The organism is Mesorhizobium sp. Root695 (assembly GCF_001428185.1).
Lineage (GTDB): Bacteria > Pseudomonadota > Alphaproteobacteria > Rhizobiales > Rhizobiaceae > Mesorhizobium.
Map to the genome: position 1 here is coordinate 37,926 of NZ_LMHO01000023.1, position 15,602 is coordinate 53,527.

The following is a 15,602-nucleotide window of genomic DNA, read 5'->3' on the forward strand; positions in this document are numbered from 1 at the left end:
TCTTTCAATGATTCAGATGGCTTCGCGCAGATGGAATGATTTCGGCCTGGTCAGATTGTCGTAGCCGATGGCCGACAAGCCCGCGCCCTTGCCGGTGTCCTTGACACCGGTCCAGACCAAGGCAGGGTCTAGATAGTCACAGCGGTTCATGAACACCGTGCCGGTCTCGACGCGGTTGCCGATCGCCACCGCATGCTCGGTATCGCGCGTCCAGATCGAGGCGGTCAATCCGTAGGGGCTGTCGTTCATCAGCGCGATCGCCTCTTCGTCGTTGCGCACCTTCATGATGCCGACGATCGGGCCAAAGCTTTCCTCGCGCATCACGCTCATCTGATGATCGACATTGGTCAGCACTTCCGGTGCCAGATAGGGTGAACCGGCCTTGTCGTTAGCCACCTTCATGTTGATGTGCGCCTTGGCACCCTTGCGCAGTGCCTCGGCCTTCTGTTCGCGGATCAGGTCGGCGAAACGCGCCTGCGCCATCGGCCCCATCGTCGTCGCCTGATCGAGCGGATTGCCGACGACATAGTTCTTCGTCTCGGCGATGAAGCCTTCGACGAATTCGTCATAGACCTTCTCGTGCACATAGACGCGTTCGATGCCGCAGCAGCACTGGCCGGAATTGTAGAAGGCGCCGTCGACCAGATTGGCGACCGCATGGTCCATCTTGGCGTCGGGCAGCACATAGGCCGGATCCTTGCCGCCAAGCTCGAGGCCGAGCGTCATGAAGGTGCCCGCCGCTGCCTTTTCGATGGCACGGCCGCCGGCGACCGAACCGGTGAAATTGACATGGTCGATCTTGCCCGAGCCGAGCAGCCTTTCGGTCTGGGCGTGATTCAGCACGACATTCTGGAAGACGCCCTTCGGCAGACCCACTCTGTCGAAGGCCTGCTGAAAGCGCTCGCCGACCAGCAGCGTCTGCGCCGCATGCTTGAGGATGACGGTGTTGCCGGCCATGAGCGCCGGCACGACGGTGTTGACGGCGGTAAGGTAAGGATAATTCCACGGCGCGATCACCATGACCACGCCGAGCGGGTCTTTCTTCACATAGCGGCGGAACCCGTCCTTCGGGTTGGAGGCCGGCACCGACTTGAGCGCCGCCTCGGCGATCTCGACCATGTAGTTGGTGCGTTCCTTGACGCCGCCGAACTCGCCGCCGTAGCGCACGGGCCGCCCCATCTGCCAGGCGATCTCCGGCACGATCTCGTCGGTCATCGAGACCAGCGCTTCCAGCATGGCCAACATGTACTTGCCGCGCTCGACGATCGGCGTCTCAGCCCACTTCTCCTGCGCCGCCTTGGCGCGTTCCACCGCGGCGTTGATCGCCTGGTCCGTTGCCACGGGCCGCTCGGCATAGATCGAGCCATCAATGGGGGATATGAGTTTGACCGTTTCGGTCATTTTTTAAGTCCTTTGTCTGCCAGTTTCTTGGCTCGACGCCAATCTTTTTCGCTCATCGACCCTCATTTCGAGAAGGCCGAAATTTCAAGGCACTTTACCCTCCCCCTTGAGGGAAGGGGCTTCGGGGTGGGGTAAGGCGCGCTAGAGCTTCTCAGCCTCACCCCGATCCGCTTCGCGGATCGGCCCTCGCCACTCGCTACAAGGAGGAGGGCAAGCTTTAATACCGCTCGAACCCCCTGTGCAGCTCCCAATCCGTGATGCGGCGGTCGTATTCGAACTGCTCCCACTTGGCGGTGTGGACATAGTGTTCGAGCACATCGTCGCCGAGGGCCTGCTTGAGCATCTTCGACTTCGCCAGCGTCTCGGTGGCATCGCGCAGTGTCTTTGGAATCTCCGGCAAACGCGATGCCTGATAGGCATCGCCGACGAAAGGTTTCTGCAATTCCAGCTTCTCGTCGATGCCGGCAAGACCGGCGGCGATCAGCGCCGCGAAAGCAAGATACGGGTTCAAGTCGGCGCCGCCGATGCGGCATTCCATGCGGATGCCCTTGGTGCCCTCGCCGCACAGGCGGAAGCCGGCGGTGCGGTTGTCCTCGCTCCACATGATCTTGGTCGGCGCAAAGGTGCCGGCCTGGAAGCGCTTGTAGGAATTGATGTAAGGCGCCAGGAACCAGGTGAATTCCTTAGCGTATTTGAGCTGGCCGGCGGCCCATTGCTGGCCGAGCGTCGACAGCGTCCAGTCGGCCTTTTTGTCGAAGAACAGCGGCGTCTTGCCGTCGGCGCTCCACAGCGAATTGTGGATGTGGCTGGAATTGCCAGCGAACCCGTAATTGTACTTGGACATGAACGAAATCGCCTTGCCCTCGGACTCGGCGATTTCCTTGGCGCCGTTCTTCAGGATGACGTGGCGGTCGGCCATGTCGAGAGCCTCGGCATAGCGCACATTGATCTCTTCCTGGCCCGGACCCCACTCGCCCTTGGAATTCTCAATCGGAATGCCGGCCGCTTCCATCTCGTTGCGAAGCCGGCGCATGACGCCTTCTTCCTTGGTGGTGATGCCGATCTGGTAATCGCCGATATAGGGCGATGCCGTATCGAGACCCTGCCAGTGCTTCTTGCGGGCGGAATCGTAGGTCTCGTTGAACAGATAGAATTCGAGCTCGGAAGCGAAATAGCCGATATAGCCGCGCTCGGTCAGCCGCTTGACCTGCTTCTTGAGGATGGCGCGCGGTGAGTGCGGCAGGTCGTCATGAGTATGGTGGTCGAGCACGTCGCAGATCACAAGCGCGGTCTTTTCCAGCCAGGGAATGCGCCTCAGCGTGGCGAGATCCGGCTTCATGACGAAGTCGCCATAGCCCTTCGACCAACTCGCCGCCTTGTAGCCGGGCACCGGCTCCATATCGATGTCGGCGGCCAGCAGATAGTTGCAGCCATGTGTTTCGTCATGCGCGGAATCGACGAAGTACTGCGCCAGGAACCGTTTTCCCGCCAGCCGGCCCTGCATGTCGACGATGCAGGCAAGCACGGTGTCGATCTCGCCGCTGGAGACCGCTTTCTTCAACTGATCGAATGAGAAATTTCCGGCCATTCCTTTGGCACTCCAGCGCTTGGGCTTTGAATGAGTTGAACGAAACCATGGCCGGCACGATGCCGGCCATGGCCATGATGGTTGATGTCAGTGGCCGGTTTCGCCGACGGCCTGTTCGGCCGCCTTGATGGCCGCCTGACGCGCCGCGATGATGTCGCCAAGTGGCGGACCCTGGAAACGGTTCCGCTCGAAGCCGAACCAGACGAGCGCGGTTAGCACCAGGAAACCTAGCGTAATGTAGAGCGCCCAGTCATTCGGCGGCTGAATACCGACTACGAAGATCAGGATCATCGACAGGATGGAGAGCAGACCGAATAGCATGAAGATACCGCGCCCCATGTTCCAAGGCCCCATCTTGTCCCATTTTGGCGTGCCCCAGGCTAGCATGCCGAGCACGATCGGCACGGTGAAGGACAGGAACAGGAAGATGACGGTGCAGGATACCACGATGGTGTAGGCCGAGGTGCCGGCGACGGAAACCAGCGTCGAGCCCCAGACGAACAGCACCGACAGGATCGAGGCCGTCCAGATCGCCGCCACCGGCGTGCGGTAGGTCGGGCTGACCTTGGCGAGTGCTGTTGAAGCCGGCAGGCCGCCGTCACGCGAGAAGGCGAAGATCATGCGCGAAGCCGAGGTCACGGTTGCGAGACCGCACAGCAGCTGTGCGACGAACACGACGAGGTAGACGAACTCCTTGATCCCGGGGCTGACGCGCTGGTCGAAGGCCCAGAAGAACACGTTCCAGCCCTGCTTGGCGGCGTCGTCCATGTTCGGGATCATCAGCACGAAGGCAGCCAGGAACAGGTAGCCGAAGACGGCCGACCAGATCACCGACATGACCATGGCGCGCGGCACGGAACTGGCCGCCTTGATGGTTTCCTCCGAGGTATGCGCCGAAGCGTCATAGCCGGTGATCGTATAGATCGGCAGCAACAGGCCGAGCGCGAACACCCAGGCATTCGACACCGCCGGCCAGACACCGCCGCCAGCATCGCCGGAGTAATTGTGGAAGGTGAAAAGACGGCTGAAATCCCAGGTTTCCGCGGAGATCAGGCAGACGACCGCAATCAGGATCGCGCCAAAAAAGATCAGGTAACCCGAGAAATCGGTCAGCTTGGCCGTCAGCTTGATGCCCAGATGGTTGATCAGCGCCTGAGCGCCGGTGATGATGACCAGGAAGATCATCTGGTTGGTCAGCGTGCCTTCAATGCCGAGCGTCGGCCCAAAGGCACCTATGAAGAACGTCCAGGTGCCGACATTGATGGCGCCGAGCACGGTGATCAGACCGAGCAGGTTGAGCCAGGCGGTCACCCAGCCGGTGCCGCGGTTGCCGAGGATCGAACCCCAGTGATAGAGGCCGCCGGCGGTCGGATAGGCCGAGCTGATCTGCGACATGGCGACCGCGAAGGTCAGCGAAACGAAGCAGCCCACCAGCCAGCCGATGCCGATGCCGATGCCGCCGGCGCCGGAAGTGCCTTGCGCCAGCGAATTGATGCCGCCCGACAGGATGCAGATGATCGAGAAGGAAACGGCGAAATTCGAAAAGCGGCTGAGGCGCCGCTCCAGTTCCTGGGCATAGCCCATGCTGTGGAGGGCCTTTACGTCCTCCGCCTTGTCTACGTCTGTATAACCCGGTGCTGCCATTTTGGTGTCCCCTGTGGTTCTTAGCTGGCCGATTGAACTGACTTTCCGACTGAATGCGATCTGGTTTGTCCGGCCTCCTCTGGCTCCAGATCCGAAAAAATGCCCGTGAGCAGATCCGCCCATTTCCGCTGCCCGGTCTCGCCGGCGATTTCGTCGTTGCGGATTTCGATCATCGCGCAGGGCAAGCCGCGCGAGCGCGCGTGGCGTTCCAGCGTGAAGTAGACACGGTCGGCCGGCGAATAGGGCTCGTTGACGCCGACAGTGACGCCGGCAAGCCGCTTCAGCGCCGATATCAGCGGCGATGCCAGCCGGCGATCGTCGTCATGGATGATGCCGATGTGCCACGGCCGGTTTTTGGACTTGTAGACCGGTGTGAAGGAATGGACCGAAACCAGCCGCGTTTCCTGACCGTGTGACAACCTGTCTTCGATGATGTCTGCAATCGTGTCGTGGAAAGGCTGCCATGACAGCGCGACGCGGGCCGCGCGCTGCTTTTCCGACAGGCCGGTATTGCCCGGTATTGCCGTTATCTCACTGACCGGCGGCACCAGGTCGGGCGCATCGAGCGGACGGTTGCAGTCGACGACGAGGCGCGAAATGCGGGTCTCGACCAGCGTCGCATCGAGCGCCTCGGCCATGCGGCGGGCGACCGGCAGCGCGCCGGGATCCCAGGCGATGTGACGGGACAGGTCCTCGGCGGCAAGGCCGAGCGTGCCGAATTCGGCGGGCAGGAAGTTCGAGGCGTGATCGCAGGTCAGCACGAAAGGGCTCGATCCGCCTGGGTTCGTCACCCTCACGGTATCAGACGATGCAAGACTGGCGGGCCGTGCTTTCTCCATAGTCTGCCGTCCCCGGGGAGCGCTGTACCGTATGTTACGTATTTTGCCTCATTGCGTCCCTGTGGATGATTTCATACAGTTTGTCCGGCTTTGTCAAATGCGATTTCGGAAAAGACCGTCAGCTAGGTCAGGGTGGGGAAAACATGATTTCCAACATTGCCGAACTGATCGCCGACCGCATCGGCACGATGCCGGCCAGCGAACGGCGCGCGGCCCAGACGCTGATCGCCAACTATCCGATGATCGGCCTTAAGACGGTTGCCGAATTCTCGGCAGCGGCCGGCGTTTCCTCGCCAACGATCCTGCGTTTCGTCTCCCGGCTCGGCTTTCAGAACTACCCGGAATTCCAGTCGAGCCTGCAGGACGAACTGGCGGCGCAACTGCAATCGCCGGCGACAAGGACGCTCAACCCGCCCTCGCCCGGCGGCGGTACCGTGTCACCAATGCTGGAAGCGACGCTCGACAATATGCGTGAGACGTTCCGGCATCTGTCCGACAAGCAGCTTGCCGACATCGCCGCACGGCTCGCCGACCGGCGCGGCAAGACCTTCCTGATCGGCGGCCGCTTCACCGATCCGCTGGCGCGCTACATGGCAGCCCACCTCGCCGTCATCCAGCCAAATGTCTTTCACCTCGCCGGCCAAGAAAGCATGTGGCGCGACCGGCTGATCGACATGGGCAAACGCGATGTGCTGGTGATCTTCGACATCAGGCGCTACCAGAACAGCCTCGTGCGCTTCGCCGAGAAGGCGCATCAGCGCGGCGTTCAGATCGTGCTGTTCACCGACCAGTGGTTGTCCCCGATCGCCCGCTTTGCTCGCCATGTCATCGCCGGGCGAACGGCCGTGCCGTCGGCGTGGGATTCGTCGGCTGCCCTTTTCGTCGTCGCCGAAACGCTGATCGGCGCCGTTACCAGGCAACTGGAAGCAGAGGGCGCCAAACGCATCCGCGAAATGGAAAGTCTGCGTTAGTGCATGTAGCGACGATCCCGAACGTTACGCATATTTTCTCAAACGTTACATATATTTAACGTGCGCAGGCACTGGCGAGTTGTCATAAAGGCGCGATATCGGGGTGCTGGCTTCTTCGCCTTACAATAGCCGCGCTGCGTCTGCTTCATTTCGGGAAACCGGCAGACGGCAGGATTATTTTGCCAACCGGAGTGCCGATGGCCGCCTGGAAACAGATACTTGTCGCGCTTGTGGTGCTGGTGGTGGCGGCAGGCGCATGGCTGCGCTTTTATCCGGGTGCTCACGACGTGCTGGCACGCTGGGGTATCGAGTGGGCTTATGTGGCAGCGCCCCCTGCTGGAACCGGTGACGCCAACGCGAAGCAGGCAAACGGCCGCAATGGCGTCAACCAGCGGGTGAACGTGGTCGCCCTGGCAGCCACTTCGGATGTTATCAACGACCGCCTGCAGGCGATCGGCACCGGCCGTGCCAATGCCTCGGTGACCGTCAATCCCTACAGTTCCGGCCGCCTCGCCGAACTGCTGGTCGAATCCGGCAGCCATGTCGACAAGGGACAGATCATCGCGACCCTCGATTCCGAGACCGAGGTGATCTCTCAGGACCGGGCCAAGCTCGCCTTGCAGGATGCGCAATCCAAGCTCGACCGCGTCAAGTCGCTGCGCGCCTCCAACGCCGCGACCCCGGTCGCGGTCGCCGACGCCGAAGTGGTGTTGGCGGGCGCCAAGCTGGCGCTTCAAGATGCGGAACTTGCGCTGCAGCGCCGGTCGATTCTGGCGCCGATCGCCGGCACCGTCGGTATCCTGCCGATCTCCGCCGGCAACTATGTCACCAACCAGTCGGCGATTGCCACGCTCGACGATCGCTCAAGCATTCTGGTCGATTTCCTGGTGCCGGAGCGTTTCGCCGCCGCCGTCAAGGTCGGCGCGCAATTGACGGCGACGCCGATCGCCAATCCCAGCAATGCTTATACCGGCACGGTTTCGGCCATCGACAACCACATTGACGAGAAGAGCCGCACCTTGCTGGTCAAGGCCAAGATCGCCAACCCGGCCGATTCCCTGCGCGCCGGCATGTCGTTCGGCATCACCATGAAATTTCCGGGGCAGACCTATCCGGCCGTCAGCCCGCTGGCGATCCTGTGGGGGTCGGACGGCGCCTATGTCTGGCAGATCGAGGACGGCAAGGCCAGGCGGGTTCCGGTGCGCATCATCCAGCGCAACACCGAGACCGTGCTGATCGACGCCGAGATCGACCGCGGCGACATGGTGGTCACCGAAGGCACTCAGAGCCTCAGCGAGGGCGGCGCGGTCCGCCTCGCCGGCGAGGAGCAGCGCGCCGCGGACGCGGCCGAAGGCTCATGACCGGAACCATCAACGCCGCCAGCGATACCGGCTTCACCGCGCTGTTCATCCGCAGGCCGGTCATGGCCTTCGTGCTGAACACCCTCATTGCCGTTGCCGGCCTCGCCGCCTTCTACGGTGTCGAGATCCGCGAACTGCCGGACGTCGATCGTGCGGTCGTCACTGTTTCCACCGCCTTCGAAGGGGCGGCTGCCGAAACCGTGGACCGCGAACTGACCGACACGATCGAAGGCGCTGTCGCCCGGGTCTCCGGCGTCAAGTCGATCTCGTCTTCTTCCTCATTCGGTTCGAGCCGCGTCACCATCGAGTTCAACGACGGTGTCGACCTCAATGTCGCCGCCTCGGACGTGCGTGATGCCGTCGGCCGCGTCGCCAACCAGATGCCGGACACCGCCGATCCGCCGCGCATCGTCAAGGCCGATGCCAATTCCGACCCGGTGATGCGACTGGCGGTGACCTCGGACAACATGTCGATCCAGGACATGACCGTTGTGGTCCAGGACCAGATCGAGGACGAGCTGGCCGCCGTGCCTGGCGTTGCCGACGTCCAGGTCTATGGCGACCGCGACAAGATCTTCCGCATCGACGTCGACCAGAACAAGCTCGCCAGCCTCGGCTTCACCGTTGCCGACCTCAGGGCGGCACTTGCCTCCGTCGCCTTCGATTCACCAGCCGGTTCGATCACCACGACCAACCAGGACCTGATCGTTCGCACGACCGCCGACGTGACCACGCCGGAAGAGTTCGAAAACATCATCATCGGCGGCACGACGCGCATCCGCGACGTAGCCACCGTCACGCTCGGCCCCGATGTCGGCCAGACCACGCTGCGTTCGGATGGCAAGACCGGTATTGGCATCGGCATCATCCGCCAGGCGGAATCGAACACGCTGGACATCTCGACCGGCGTCCAGGCCGCCGTCGCCAAACTGCAGGAAAATCTGCCCAAAGGCATGTCGATCAAGATCACCAGCGACGACGCGGTCTTCGTCAAGGGCGCGGTGCACGAGGTCGAGATCGCGCTTGGCCTGTCCGTGACCATGGTGCTGATCGTCATCTATGTGTTTCTGCTCGACTGGCGTGCGACGCTGATCCCCGGCCTGTCGATGCCGGTCGCCATGATCGGCACCATCGCCGCCATCTATCTGGCCGGCTTTTCGATCAACATCCTGACCCTGCTCGCTCTGGTGCTGGCGACGGGACTGGTCGTCGATGACGCCATCGTCGTGCTCGAAAACATCGTGCGACGACGCAACGAAGGCATGGGACCCCGCGCGGCGGCCGTGCTCGGCGCCCAGGAGGTGTTTTTCGCCGTCATTGCCACGACGCTGACGCTGGTCGCCGTCTTCGTGCCGATCTCGTTCCTGCCCGGCCAGACGGGCGGGCTGTTCCGCGAATTCGGCTTCGTGCTCGCCATGTCGGTTCTATTGTCCTGCGTGGTGGCGCTCACACTTTGCCCGATGCTCGCCTCGCGTATGCTGTCCAGCGCGTCGCATCGCCACGAAGACGGTCACGGCATCGGCGCCCGCATTGGCGGCGCGCTGAGCGCAGCCTACAGGCGCGGCCTGCACGCCTGCCTCGATGCGCCATGGATCGTGCTTCTGGTCGCGGTGCTGTTTGCCGGCACCGCCTTCACGCTGTTCGGCACCATCCGCCAGGAACTGACGCCGACCGAGGACCGCGCCGTCGTGCTGCTGCGCATTAGCGCACCGCAAGGCGTCAGCCTCGACTACACGACCCAGCAGATGCAGAAGATCGAGAAACTGATCCAGCCGATGCGCGATTCCGGCGAGATCCGCAGCACTTTCGAGAATGCCGGCCAGAACGGCTCCTACAACTCCGGCTTCATGGTGATGACGCTGGCGCCGTGGAACGAGCGCAGCCGCAGCCAGCAGGAGATCATGGCCGAGATCAGCCGGCTGACCAAACAGGTGCCGAGCGTGCGCATCTTCCCGGTGCAGCCCAACAGCCTCGGCATCCGCGGCGCCGGCAACGGCCTGCAGTTCGCGCTGGTCGGCAACAACCGCAAGGCGCTCGGCGACGCGGCCGTCAAGATCATCGCCGAGATGCAGAAGGACCCGCGCTTCCAGACCCCGCGCTTGTCCATCGACCCGACGCAGCCGCAGTTGGCGGTGGCCGTCGATCGCGAACGCGCCTCCGACCTCGGCATCGACATCACCGGGCTGGCCAACACCTTGCAGGCCATGCTCGATGGCAACGACGTCGTCGACGTTTACATCGCCGATCGCAGTTATGGCGTGAAGCTGGTCTCGACCACCAATCCGATCAACGATCCGACCGATCTGGAAAACATCTTCCTGAAAACGGCCGATGGCCGGTTCGTGCCGATGTCGACCATCGCCAAGCTGACCGAACGTGCCGTGCCGCCATCGCTGTCGCGTGAACAGCAGCAGCCGTCGGTAGCCATCACCTCCAACCTTGCCGGCGACTTCGCGCTTGGCGATGCGCTCACCCGCGCCGAGGAAATCGCCACGCCGCTGCTGCCTGCGGGCAGCCGCGTCCTGCCGCTGGCCGAAGCGGCGACATTGGGCGAGACCAACAGCGCCATGATCACCATCTTCGGCTTCGCCCTGGTCATCATCCTTTTGGTGCTGGCCGCCCAGTTCGAGAGCTTCGTCAGCGCCGTCATCATCATGGCGACGGTGCCGCTCGGCCTCGCCTGCGCGATCTTTGCCTTGCTGCTCTCGGGCACCAGTCTCAACGCCTACAGCCAGATCGGCCTGGTGCTGCTGGTCGGCGTCATGGCCAAGAACGGCATCCTGATCGTCGAATTCGCCAACCAGTTGCGCGATCGCGGGCTTGGCGTGCGCGAGGCGATCGAGCAGGCTTCGATCATCCGCGTGCGGCCGGTGATGATGACGATGATCTGCACCGTGCTCGGCGGCTTGCCGCTGGTGCTGGCGAGCGGCGCCGGTGCCGAGGCACGCGTGGCACTTGGCTGGGTCATCGTCGGCGGACTGGGGCTGGCCACCGTCTCGACGCTGTTCCTGACGCCGGTCGCCTATCTCCTGCTTGGCCGCTTCGTCACGCCGAAAACGCATGAGGAGGCGCGGCTGAAGCGCGAACTCGAGGAAGCCGCCTACACCAATGTGGAGCCGGCGGAGTAAACTCCCGCCTATCTCAAGAGACGGCCCTCGATCGACCAGCGCGCGGCGAGGAAATTCAGCACCGCCGCCACCACCACACCGCCGATCTTTGCCGGCCACACCCCGGCGATCCCGGCGAACAGCGCGATCGAAAGGCTGGAGACGCCGAGCGAAATCAGCGCCCCAAGCGAGGCGAATCGAAGGAACGCATCGCGCAGCCGGATGGCTCGATTGCGCTCGAACGACCAGAAGCCATTCGCCGCAAACGAGAAGGTGACGGCGATGAACCATGCAACGATGTTGGCGGGCAGCGGCGAAACCCCGAGCTTAAGCAGCAGGAAGAAGCTGGCAAGGTCGATGGCTGTGTTGGCAAGTCCGACAACGGCAAAGCGGACGATCTTGTTGCCGGTCGAACGCGGGGGCCGCTCGGCGTCGCTCATCCCTTGCCATCCATGATTGCGACGCCGGCGCGGGCCAGGCTTGCGCCGAACGCGTCCGATGCCAGCACCGTGAATTCGACCTCGCGTACGCCTTGCATCGTGTCGCGCGCGCGCAGCGTCTCGTCGACATGGCCAGGGTGGCACATGAACAGCCCGCGTTCCGGCAATGCCTCAACGGCGGCCTGCAGCACGGAAGCGAATTCTTCGGGTTGCCGCCAGTCATAGATGCCGGTGAGCGGCTCGAAAAGGGTGAAGCCGGCCCGCTGCATCGACCGGTTGAAGCCGGCGGCGAGTGCGGCAATCGCGGCGACTTTCGGCACCGAGGCGAATTGGCCCGCCAGTGCCGGGGCGCCGCGTAGCGCTGGCTTGTCGCTTCCCTGGCCAAGGCGCGCGCGCAGCCATGTCCGCACGACGGGAAGGAAATGCACATGCTGATGCCCGTCGACGAAATCGGGGCGGCGCCCCAGCGCCTCGACGAAGCGGCTATACTGGACGTCGAGCTCGGCATGGACATCGTGATCGTCGACGCGGCCGCGCAAGACAGGCAATGCCAGTGAGCGGAGCGGCGGCAGCCGGCCTTCCGGCGCCAGGCTCGACCGGCTGGCGACGGCCGGCTGGTCGGTCAAGGTGAGATGCAGCCCGACCGCGACACGGCCGCACAGAGGTTTTATGCGCGCCGCCTCATCAGCCCATTCTGGAAAGCCGGTCATGCAACTGGTGCCGGTCAGGCGCCCGCGATCGAGCAGGTCGAGGATCGCGGTCGAGACGCCGGGCGCCAGGCCATAGTCGTCGGCGATCAGGCGGATGCGCCGCGTCATCTGTCGGAAGCGCCCGGCTCCGGCCTATCGGCGGAGACCTCGCTGCGCACGACATCGCGCACGAGATAGACCGGTCGATCCTTGCTCTCGCTGAGCGTGACCCAGACATATTCACCGATCAGGCCAAGCAGGGTCAGGTTGAGGCCGCCGAGCAGGACGACGGCGACCAGCAGGCTGGGGTAGCCCGGAACGGCAATGCCGTAGAAGATCACCTCGACGAACACCTTGGCGCCGTAGATCGCGCCGGCCAACGCCGCGAGCAGCCCGCTAAGGCTGATCAGGCGCAGCGGAATGACGGAGAACGAGGTGAACCCCTCCAGCGAGAAGGCGATCAGGTTGAGCCGGCTCCATTTCGACGTGCCGCTGGCGCGGCTCTCCGGCGAATAGGGCAACGCCTTCTGGCGAAAGCCCGCCCAGGCAAACAGGCCCTTGTTGAAGCGACGCTTGTCGCGCAGGCTGGTCAGCGCGCGCGCGACAGCGCCGCGCATGACGCGAAAGTCGCCGGCATTTTCGGGAATGTCGAAACGCTGGCTGCTGTTGATCAGGCTGTAGAAAAGCCGGGCCAGCTGGCTGCGCCGCCAGCTCGCCTCACGGCGGTCGTTCTGCGCATAGACGACGTCGATGTCCGGATGGTCCACCAGCTCTGCGATCAGCTTCAGGCTGATGTCCAAGGAATGCTGGAGGTCGGCGTCCATGATCAGCACCATGTCGCCGCGCGACTGATCGAGGCCGGCGAGCACAGCGACTTCCTTGCCGAAATTGCGGCTGAGGCGGACGATCTCCCACGACCCTATCAGCGCCTGGGAAAACCGCCCGGCGCCATCGTCACGGCTGCCGTCATCGACGAGGATCTTGTGCACGGTCATGCCGAAGCGCTGTGCCACGGCCGTTTCGAGCTCGGCGAGCAGTTCGGCAAATGCTGGTGCCGATGGCGCCTCGTTGAAGAACGGCGCGACGATATCGAGTGTCGGCCGTAAATCAGCCATTAGCGATCCCCGCATTCACCACCTCGTCCCTTGCCTTGGCCCAGAACCACCAGATCGACGAACCGGCAATGAGAGTGACCGCGATCGGCCGAAACCAGGGGTATAGGAAATCGTGCACATGGCGCTCGACGCCGCTCAGTCCGATCGCGAACAGCGCCGTCGACAGCACCGAGGCCAGGACGCCGCCTCGTTCTTCGCGCCACAACAGGGCTATGGCGAGACCGGCGGGCACGGCGATCATGGCATAGGTGTTGGGCTCGACGCGGGGGTTGAAGACGCACATGTAGAAAGTGGCCATCAGGAAGATCGCCAGCCCCGCAGGTCCGCGTTCAAGCTTGCGGTCGAACCAGATGACCGCGGTAAGCGTGAACAGGGCCATGATGATGCGCACGATCGTGGCACCGAATTCCGGAATGGGCAGTCCCACTCTGGTGAACGGCGCCGTGAAATCGGTGGGCACGAAATGGCTGGTGTTGTCGACCGCCATAGAGGTCAGCATCAGGGCGAAGACACGATACTGATCGTTGAGGTAGCCGGCGGGAGCGAAGGCGTAAGGCAGCGCGAGCACGAACAGCACCGCCAGTAGCAGCACCGGTATCAACCGGAGCCGAAGGGCTCCTACCAACAGCAGCATGATGATCGCGGTCGGCTTGGCGATGACGGCAAGCGAGGCCCAGAAAAAGGTCTCGGCGCGCCGCCCTTCAAGGGCCGACAGGGTGAGAAGCCAGCAGGCGCCGGTCAAAAGGATTGTCGCCTGGCCGTTGCGGATCGCCCCCGCTGCCATCGGCAAAGCGAGGAAGAGACCGAAAGAGAGCAGCCAGGTCAATTCATCGCCGCCGAGCTTGCGCACCTGCCGCATCGCGGCGTAGGTGAGCACCGCAAAGCCAAGCGTGTGCCACACCACGCCGCCCAGATGCGAGCCGAGTTTGACGATTGGAATATAGAGCGCGGCAAAGGCCGGCGCGTAGAGATACCCCATCTCGGATTGGGTGTCGTAGAGCGGCAGACCGGCCATAAGCGCCTCGCTGCCGTCTATATAGGCCTGCCATACCGTGCGCGTGTGGGGCGACCACAGGACCATGGCAAGAACGATCAGGAACGCTCCGATCCACAGGCCGAACCCCAAACGGTCGAAAATCGGCTTGGAAATCATCATTAAGGCATCCCACACCACCCCGGAACTGGCTCAGTCCAGCATTGTCCCGACATTCGATCGCGGCGGCATATCACGGACAAAGCGGCGTGGCATAGGGGTCTGAGAGACAGGACTGCCGCCTGACGATCCGGACAGCTGCCGGATCCGGCATTCTCGGTCCGTCGAAAGTCCTCTGAAGCCTGGTATCCAAGCTTCCGTGTCTTTCGAATTGGGCTAAGGTCGAATGAACACCTTGCCGTTGGGCTTGGCCAGTTCCCCCGGCAGCCGCGCCATGGCTTCGGCGAGTGGCACCACCGCCGTCACGTCGGTCGACCAGCGCCCGTCGGAAAACCGCTTCTGCGCTTCCAGGATCGCCGGGCCGCGGCGGTCGCGGAACTGGCGCATCCATTCGCTCAGCCAGAAACCTTCGATATGCTTGTGCTGGAAGATCAGCTGGCCGGGCTCGCGGATAACAGTGGCTTCGGGATCGAGCCGCCCGTAGATGATCCAGCGCGAACGCTTCGGCATGGCGTCGAAGATGGCGGAGGCCAGCGGCCCGGTTACCGCGTCAAGGAAGATGCGCGGCTGTTCGGCCTTCATCACCTCGCGTAGCGCCGCCTTGAAATCCGGTGCCTTTTCGTTGAGCACGTGCGCCGCGCCAAGCGCTTTCAGCGCCGCGATCTGATCGTCTCGGCGCACGGTGACGATCGGCCGGAAACCCTCTTCCCTGGCCAGGCCGATGATCAGCTTGCACAGCTGGCTGGCGCCGGCGGTCATGACGAAGGCCTTTTCGCCTTCCTGTTTGACGATGTCGAACATCGCGAGCGCGGTGAGCGGGTTGACGATCATCGCCGCGCCGTCCTCGTCGCGGACGGTGTCGAGCAGCGGGATGCAGACCGCCGCCTCGGCGACGGCATATTCGGCCCATGAGCCCCAGTTGCTGACACCGGTGGCAAAGGCGACGCGCTGGCCGATCAGGCTTTCTGGATAGGGCTCGTCACCGCTGGCGACGACGGTGCCGACTCCCTCGAAGCCTGCTGGCTGGCCCATGGCGCGCGGCTGGCCGTACTGGCCCTTGATGAAGGCGACATCGGACGGATTGATCGAGGCGAGGCTGACCTTGATCAGCACCTGCGTCGGCGCGGGTGTCGGCACCGCGATGCTGCCCGGCTCAAGATAGGGCTCCATCGCTTCCAGCACACTGCCGCTCGGCGTCCTGGTGTAGCCATCGCCGACCAGCAACAACGCCTTCATTTCGGACGGGATCGTCATCGGATCACTCCTTGCTTGGACCTGTCGGCATCGCCAGGGG

Annotated in this window: 12 protein-coding genes; 3 read left to right on the forward strand and 9 right to left on the reverse strand. The window is 63.4% G+C overall.

The window, feature by feature from the left end:
- Positions 1-12 precede the first annotated feature (12 nt).
- The 4 genes from ASD99_RS19180 to ASD99_RS19195 form a co-directional block, all read right to left on the reverse strand.
- Positions 13-1,401, reverse strand: coding sequence for an aldehyde dehydrogenase family protein (locus tag ASD99_RS19180; RefSeq protein ID WP_057144595.1), 1,389 nt, complete (start codon positions 1,399-1,401; stop codon positions 13-15).
- A gap of 217 nt (positions 1,402-1,618) precedes the next feature.
- Complete coding sequence (locus tag ASD99_RS19185; RefSeq protein WP_056595142.1) at positions 1,619-2,989, reverse strand: glutamine synthetase family protein; 1,371 nt, start codon at positions 2,987-2,989, stop codon at positions 1,619-1,621.
- Between the two features lie 87 nt (positions 2,990-3,076).
- Positions 3,077-4,633, reverse strand: coding sequence for an amino acid permease (locus ASD99_RS19190; RefSeq protein WP_056595141.1), 1,557 nt, complete (start codon positions 4,631-4,633; stop codon positions 3,077-3,079).
- Between the two features lie 20 nt (positions 4,634-4,653).
- Positions 4,654-5,472, reverse strand: a complete 819-nt coding sequence (locus ASD99_RS19195; RefSeq protein WP_057144596.1) for an N-formylglutamate amidohydrolase — start codon at positions 5,470-5,472, stop codon at positions 4,654-4,656.
- Between the two features lie 143 nt (positions 5,473-5,615).
- Between ASD99_RS19195 and ASD99_RS19200 the strand changes: the two genes are divergently transcribed.
- From ASD99_RS19200 to ASD99_RS19210, 3 genes are all read left to right on the forward strand, one after another.
- Positions 5,616-6,443, forward strand: coding sequence for a MurR/RpiR family transcriptional regulator (locus ASD99_RS19200; protein ID WP_056595136.1), 828 nt, complete (start codon positions 5,616-5,618; stop codon positions 6,441-6,443).
- Positions 6,444-6,640: 197 nt separating this feature from the next.
- Positions 6,641-7,804, forward strand: coding sequence for an efflux RND transporter periplasmic adaptor subunit (locus tag ASD99_RS19205; RefSeq protein WP_056595129.1), 1,164 nt, complete (start codon positions 6,641-6,643; stop codon positions 7,802-7,804).
- A complete protein-coding gene (locus ASD99_RS19210; protein ID WP_056595127.1) occupies positions 7,801-10,932 on the forward strand; it encodes an efflux RND transporter permease subunit in 3,132 nt (1,043 codons plus the stop codon). The genes ASD99_RS19205 and ASD99_RS19210 overlap by 4 nt, the downstream gene beginning before the upstream one ends.
- An 8-nt stretch (positions 10,933-10,940) precedes the next feature.
- Here ASD99_RS19210 and ASD99_RS19215 read toward each other — a convergent pair whose 3' ends face one another.
- The 5 genes from ASD99_RS19215 to ASD99_RS19235 form a co-directional block, all read right to left on the reverse strand.
- Positions 10,941-11,351, reverse strand: coding sequence for a GtrA family protein (locus ASD99_RS19215; protein WP_057144597.1), 411 nt, complete (start codon positions 11,349-11,351; stop codon positions 10,941-10,943).
- Positions 11,348-12,169, reverse strand: coding sequence for a ChbG/HpnK family deacetylase (locus ASD99_RS19220; protein ID WP_057144598.1), 822 nt, complete (start codon positions 12,167-12,169; stop codon positions 11,348-11,350). The genes ASD99_RS19215 and ASD99_RS19220 overlap by 4 nt, the downstream gene beginning before the upstream one ends.
- Complete coding sequence (locus tag ASD99_RS19225) at positions 12,166-13,155, reverse strand: glycosyltransferase family 2 protein (protein WP_057144599.1); 990 nt, start codon at positions 13,153-13,155, stop codon at positions 12,166-12,168. The genes ASD99_RS19220 and ASD99_RS19225 overlap by 4 nt, the downstream gene beginning before the upstream one ends.
- Positions 13,148-14,311: a glycosyltransferase 87 family protein gene (locus ASD99_RS19230; RefSeq protein WP_057144600.1), complete on the reverse strand. Its 1,164-nt coding sequence runs from the start codon at positions 14,309-14,311 to the stop codon at positions 13,148-13,150. The genes ASD99_RS19225 and ASD99_RS19230 overlap by 8 nt, the downstream gene beginning before the upstream one ends.
- A 213-nt stretch (positions 14,312-14,524) precedes the next feature.
- Positions 14,525-15,562, reverse strand: a complete 1,038-nt coding sequence (locus ASD99_RS19235) for a zinc-binding dehydrogenase (RefSeq protein ID WP_057144601.1) — start codon at positions 15,560-15,562, stop codon at positions 14,525-14,527.
- Positions 15,563-15,602 lie beyond the last annotated feature (40 nt).

Coding starts and splice junctions, on each gene's coding strand:
- ASD99_RS19180 (WP_057144595.1), bottom strand. CDS start 1,401: ATGACCGAAACGGTCAAACTCATATCCCCCATTGATGGCTCGATCTAT.
- ASD99_RS19185 (WP_056595142.1), bottom strand. CDS start 2,989: ATGGCCGGAAATTTCTCATTCGATCAGTTGAAGAAAGCGGTCTCCAGC.
- ASD99_RS19190 (WP_056595141.1), bottom strand. CDS start 4,633: ATGGCAGCACCGGGTTATACAGACGTAGACAAGGCGGAGGACGTAAAG.
- ASD99_RS19195 (WP_057144596.1), bottom strand. CDS start 5,472: ATGGAGAAAGCACGGCCCGCCAGTCTTGCATCGTCTGATACCGTGAGG.
- ASD99_RS19200 (WP_056595136.1), top strand. CDS start 5,616: ATGATTTCCAACATTGCCGAACTGATCGCCGACCGCATCGGCACGATG.
- ASD99_RS19205 (WP_056595129.1), top strand. CDS start 6,641: ATGGCCGCCTGGAAACAGATACTTGTCGCGCTTGTGGTGCTGGTGGTG.
- ASD99_RS19210 (WP_056595127.1), top strand. CDS start 7,801: ATGACCGGAACCATCAACGCCGCCAGCGATACCGGCTTCACCGCGCTG.
- ASD99_RS19215 (WP_057144597.1), bottom strand. CDS start 11,351: ATGAGCGACGCCGAGCGGCCCCCGCGTTCGACCGGCAACAAGATCGTC.
- ASD99_RS19220 (WP_057144598.1), bottom strand. CDS start 12,169: ATGACGCGGCGCATCCGCCTGATCGCCGACGACTATGGCCTGGCGCCC.
- ASD99_RS19225 (WP_057144599.1), bottom strand. CDS start 13,155: ATGGCTGATTTACGGCCGACACTCGATATCGTCGCGCCGTTCTTCAAC.
- ASD99_RS19230 (WP_057144600.1), bottom strand. CDS start 14,311: ATGATGATTTCCAAGCCGATTTTCGACCGTTTGGGGTTCGGCCTGTGG.
- ASD99_RS19235 (WP_057144601.1), bottom strand. CDS start 15,562: ATGACGATCCCGTCCGAAATGAAGGCGTTGTTGCTGGTCGGCGATGGC.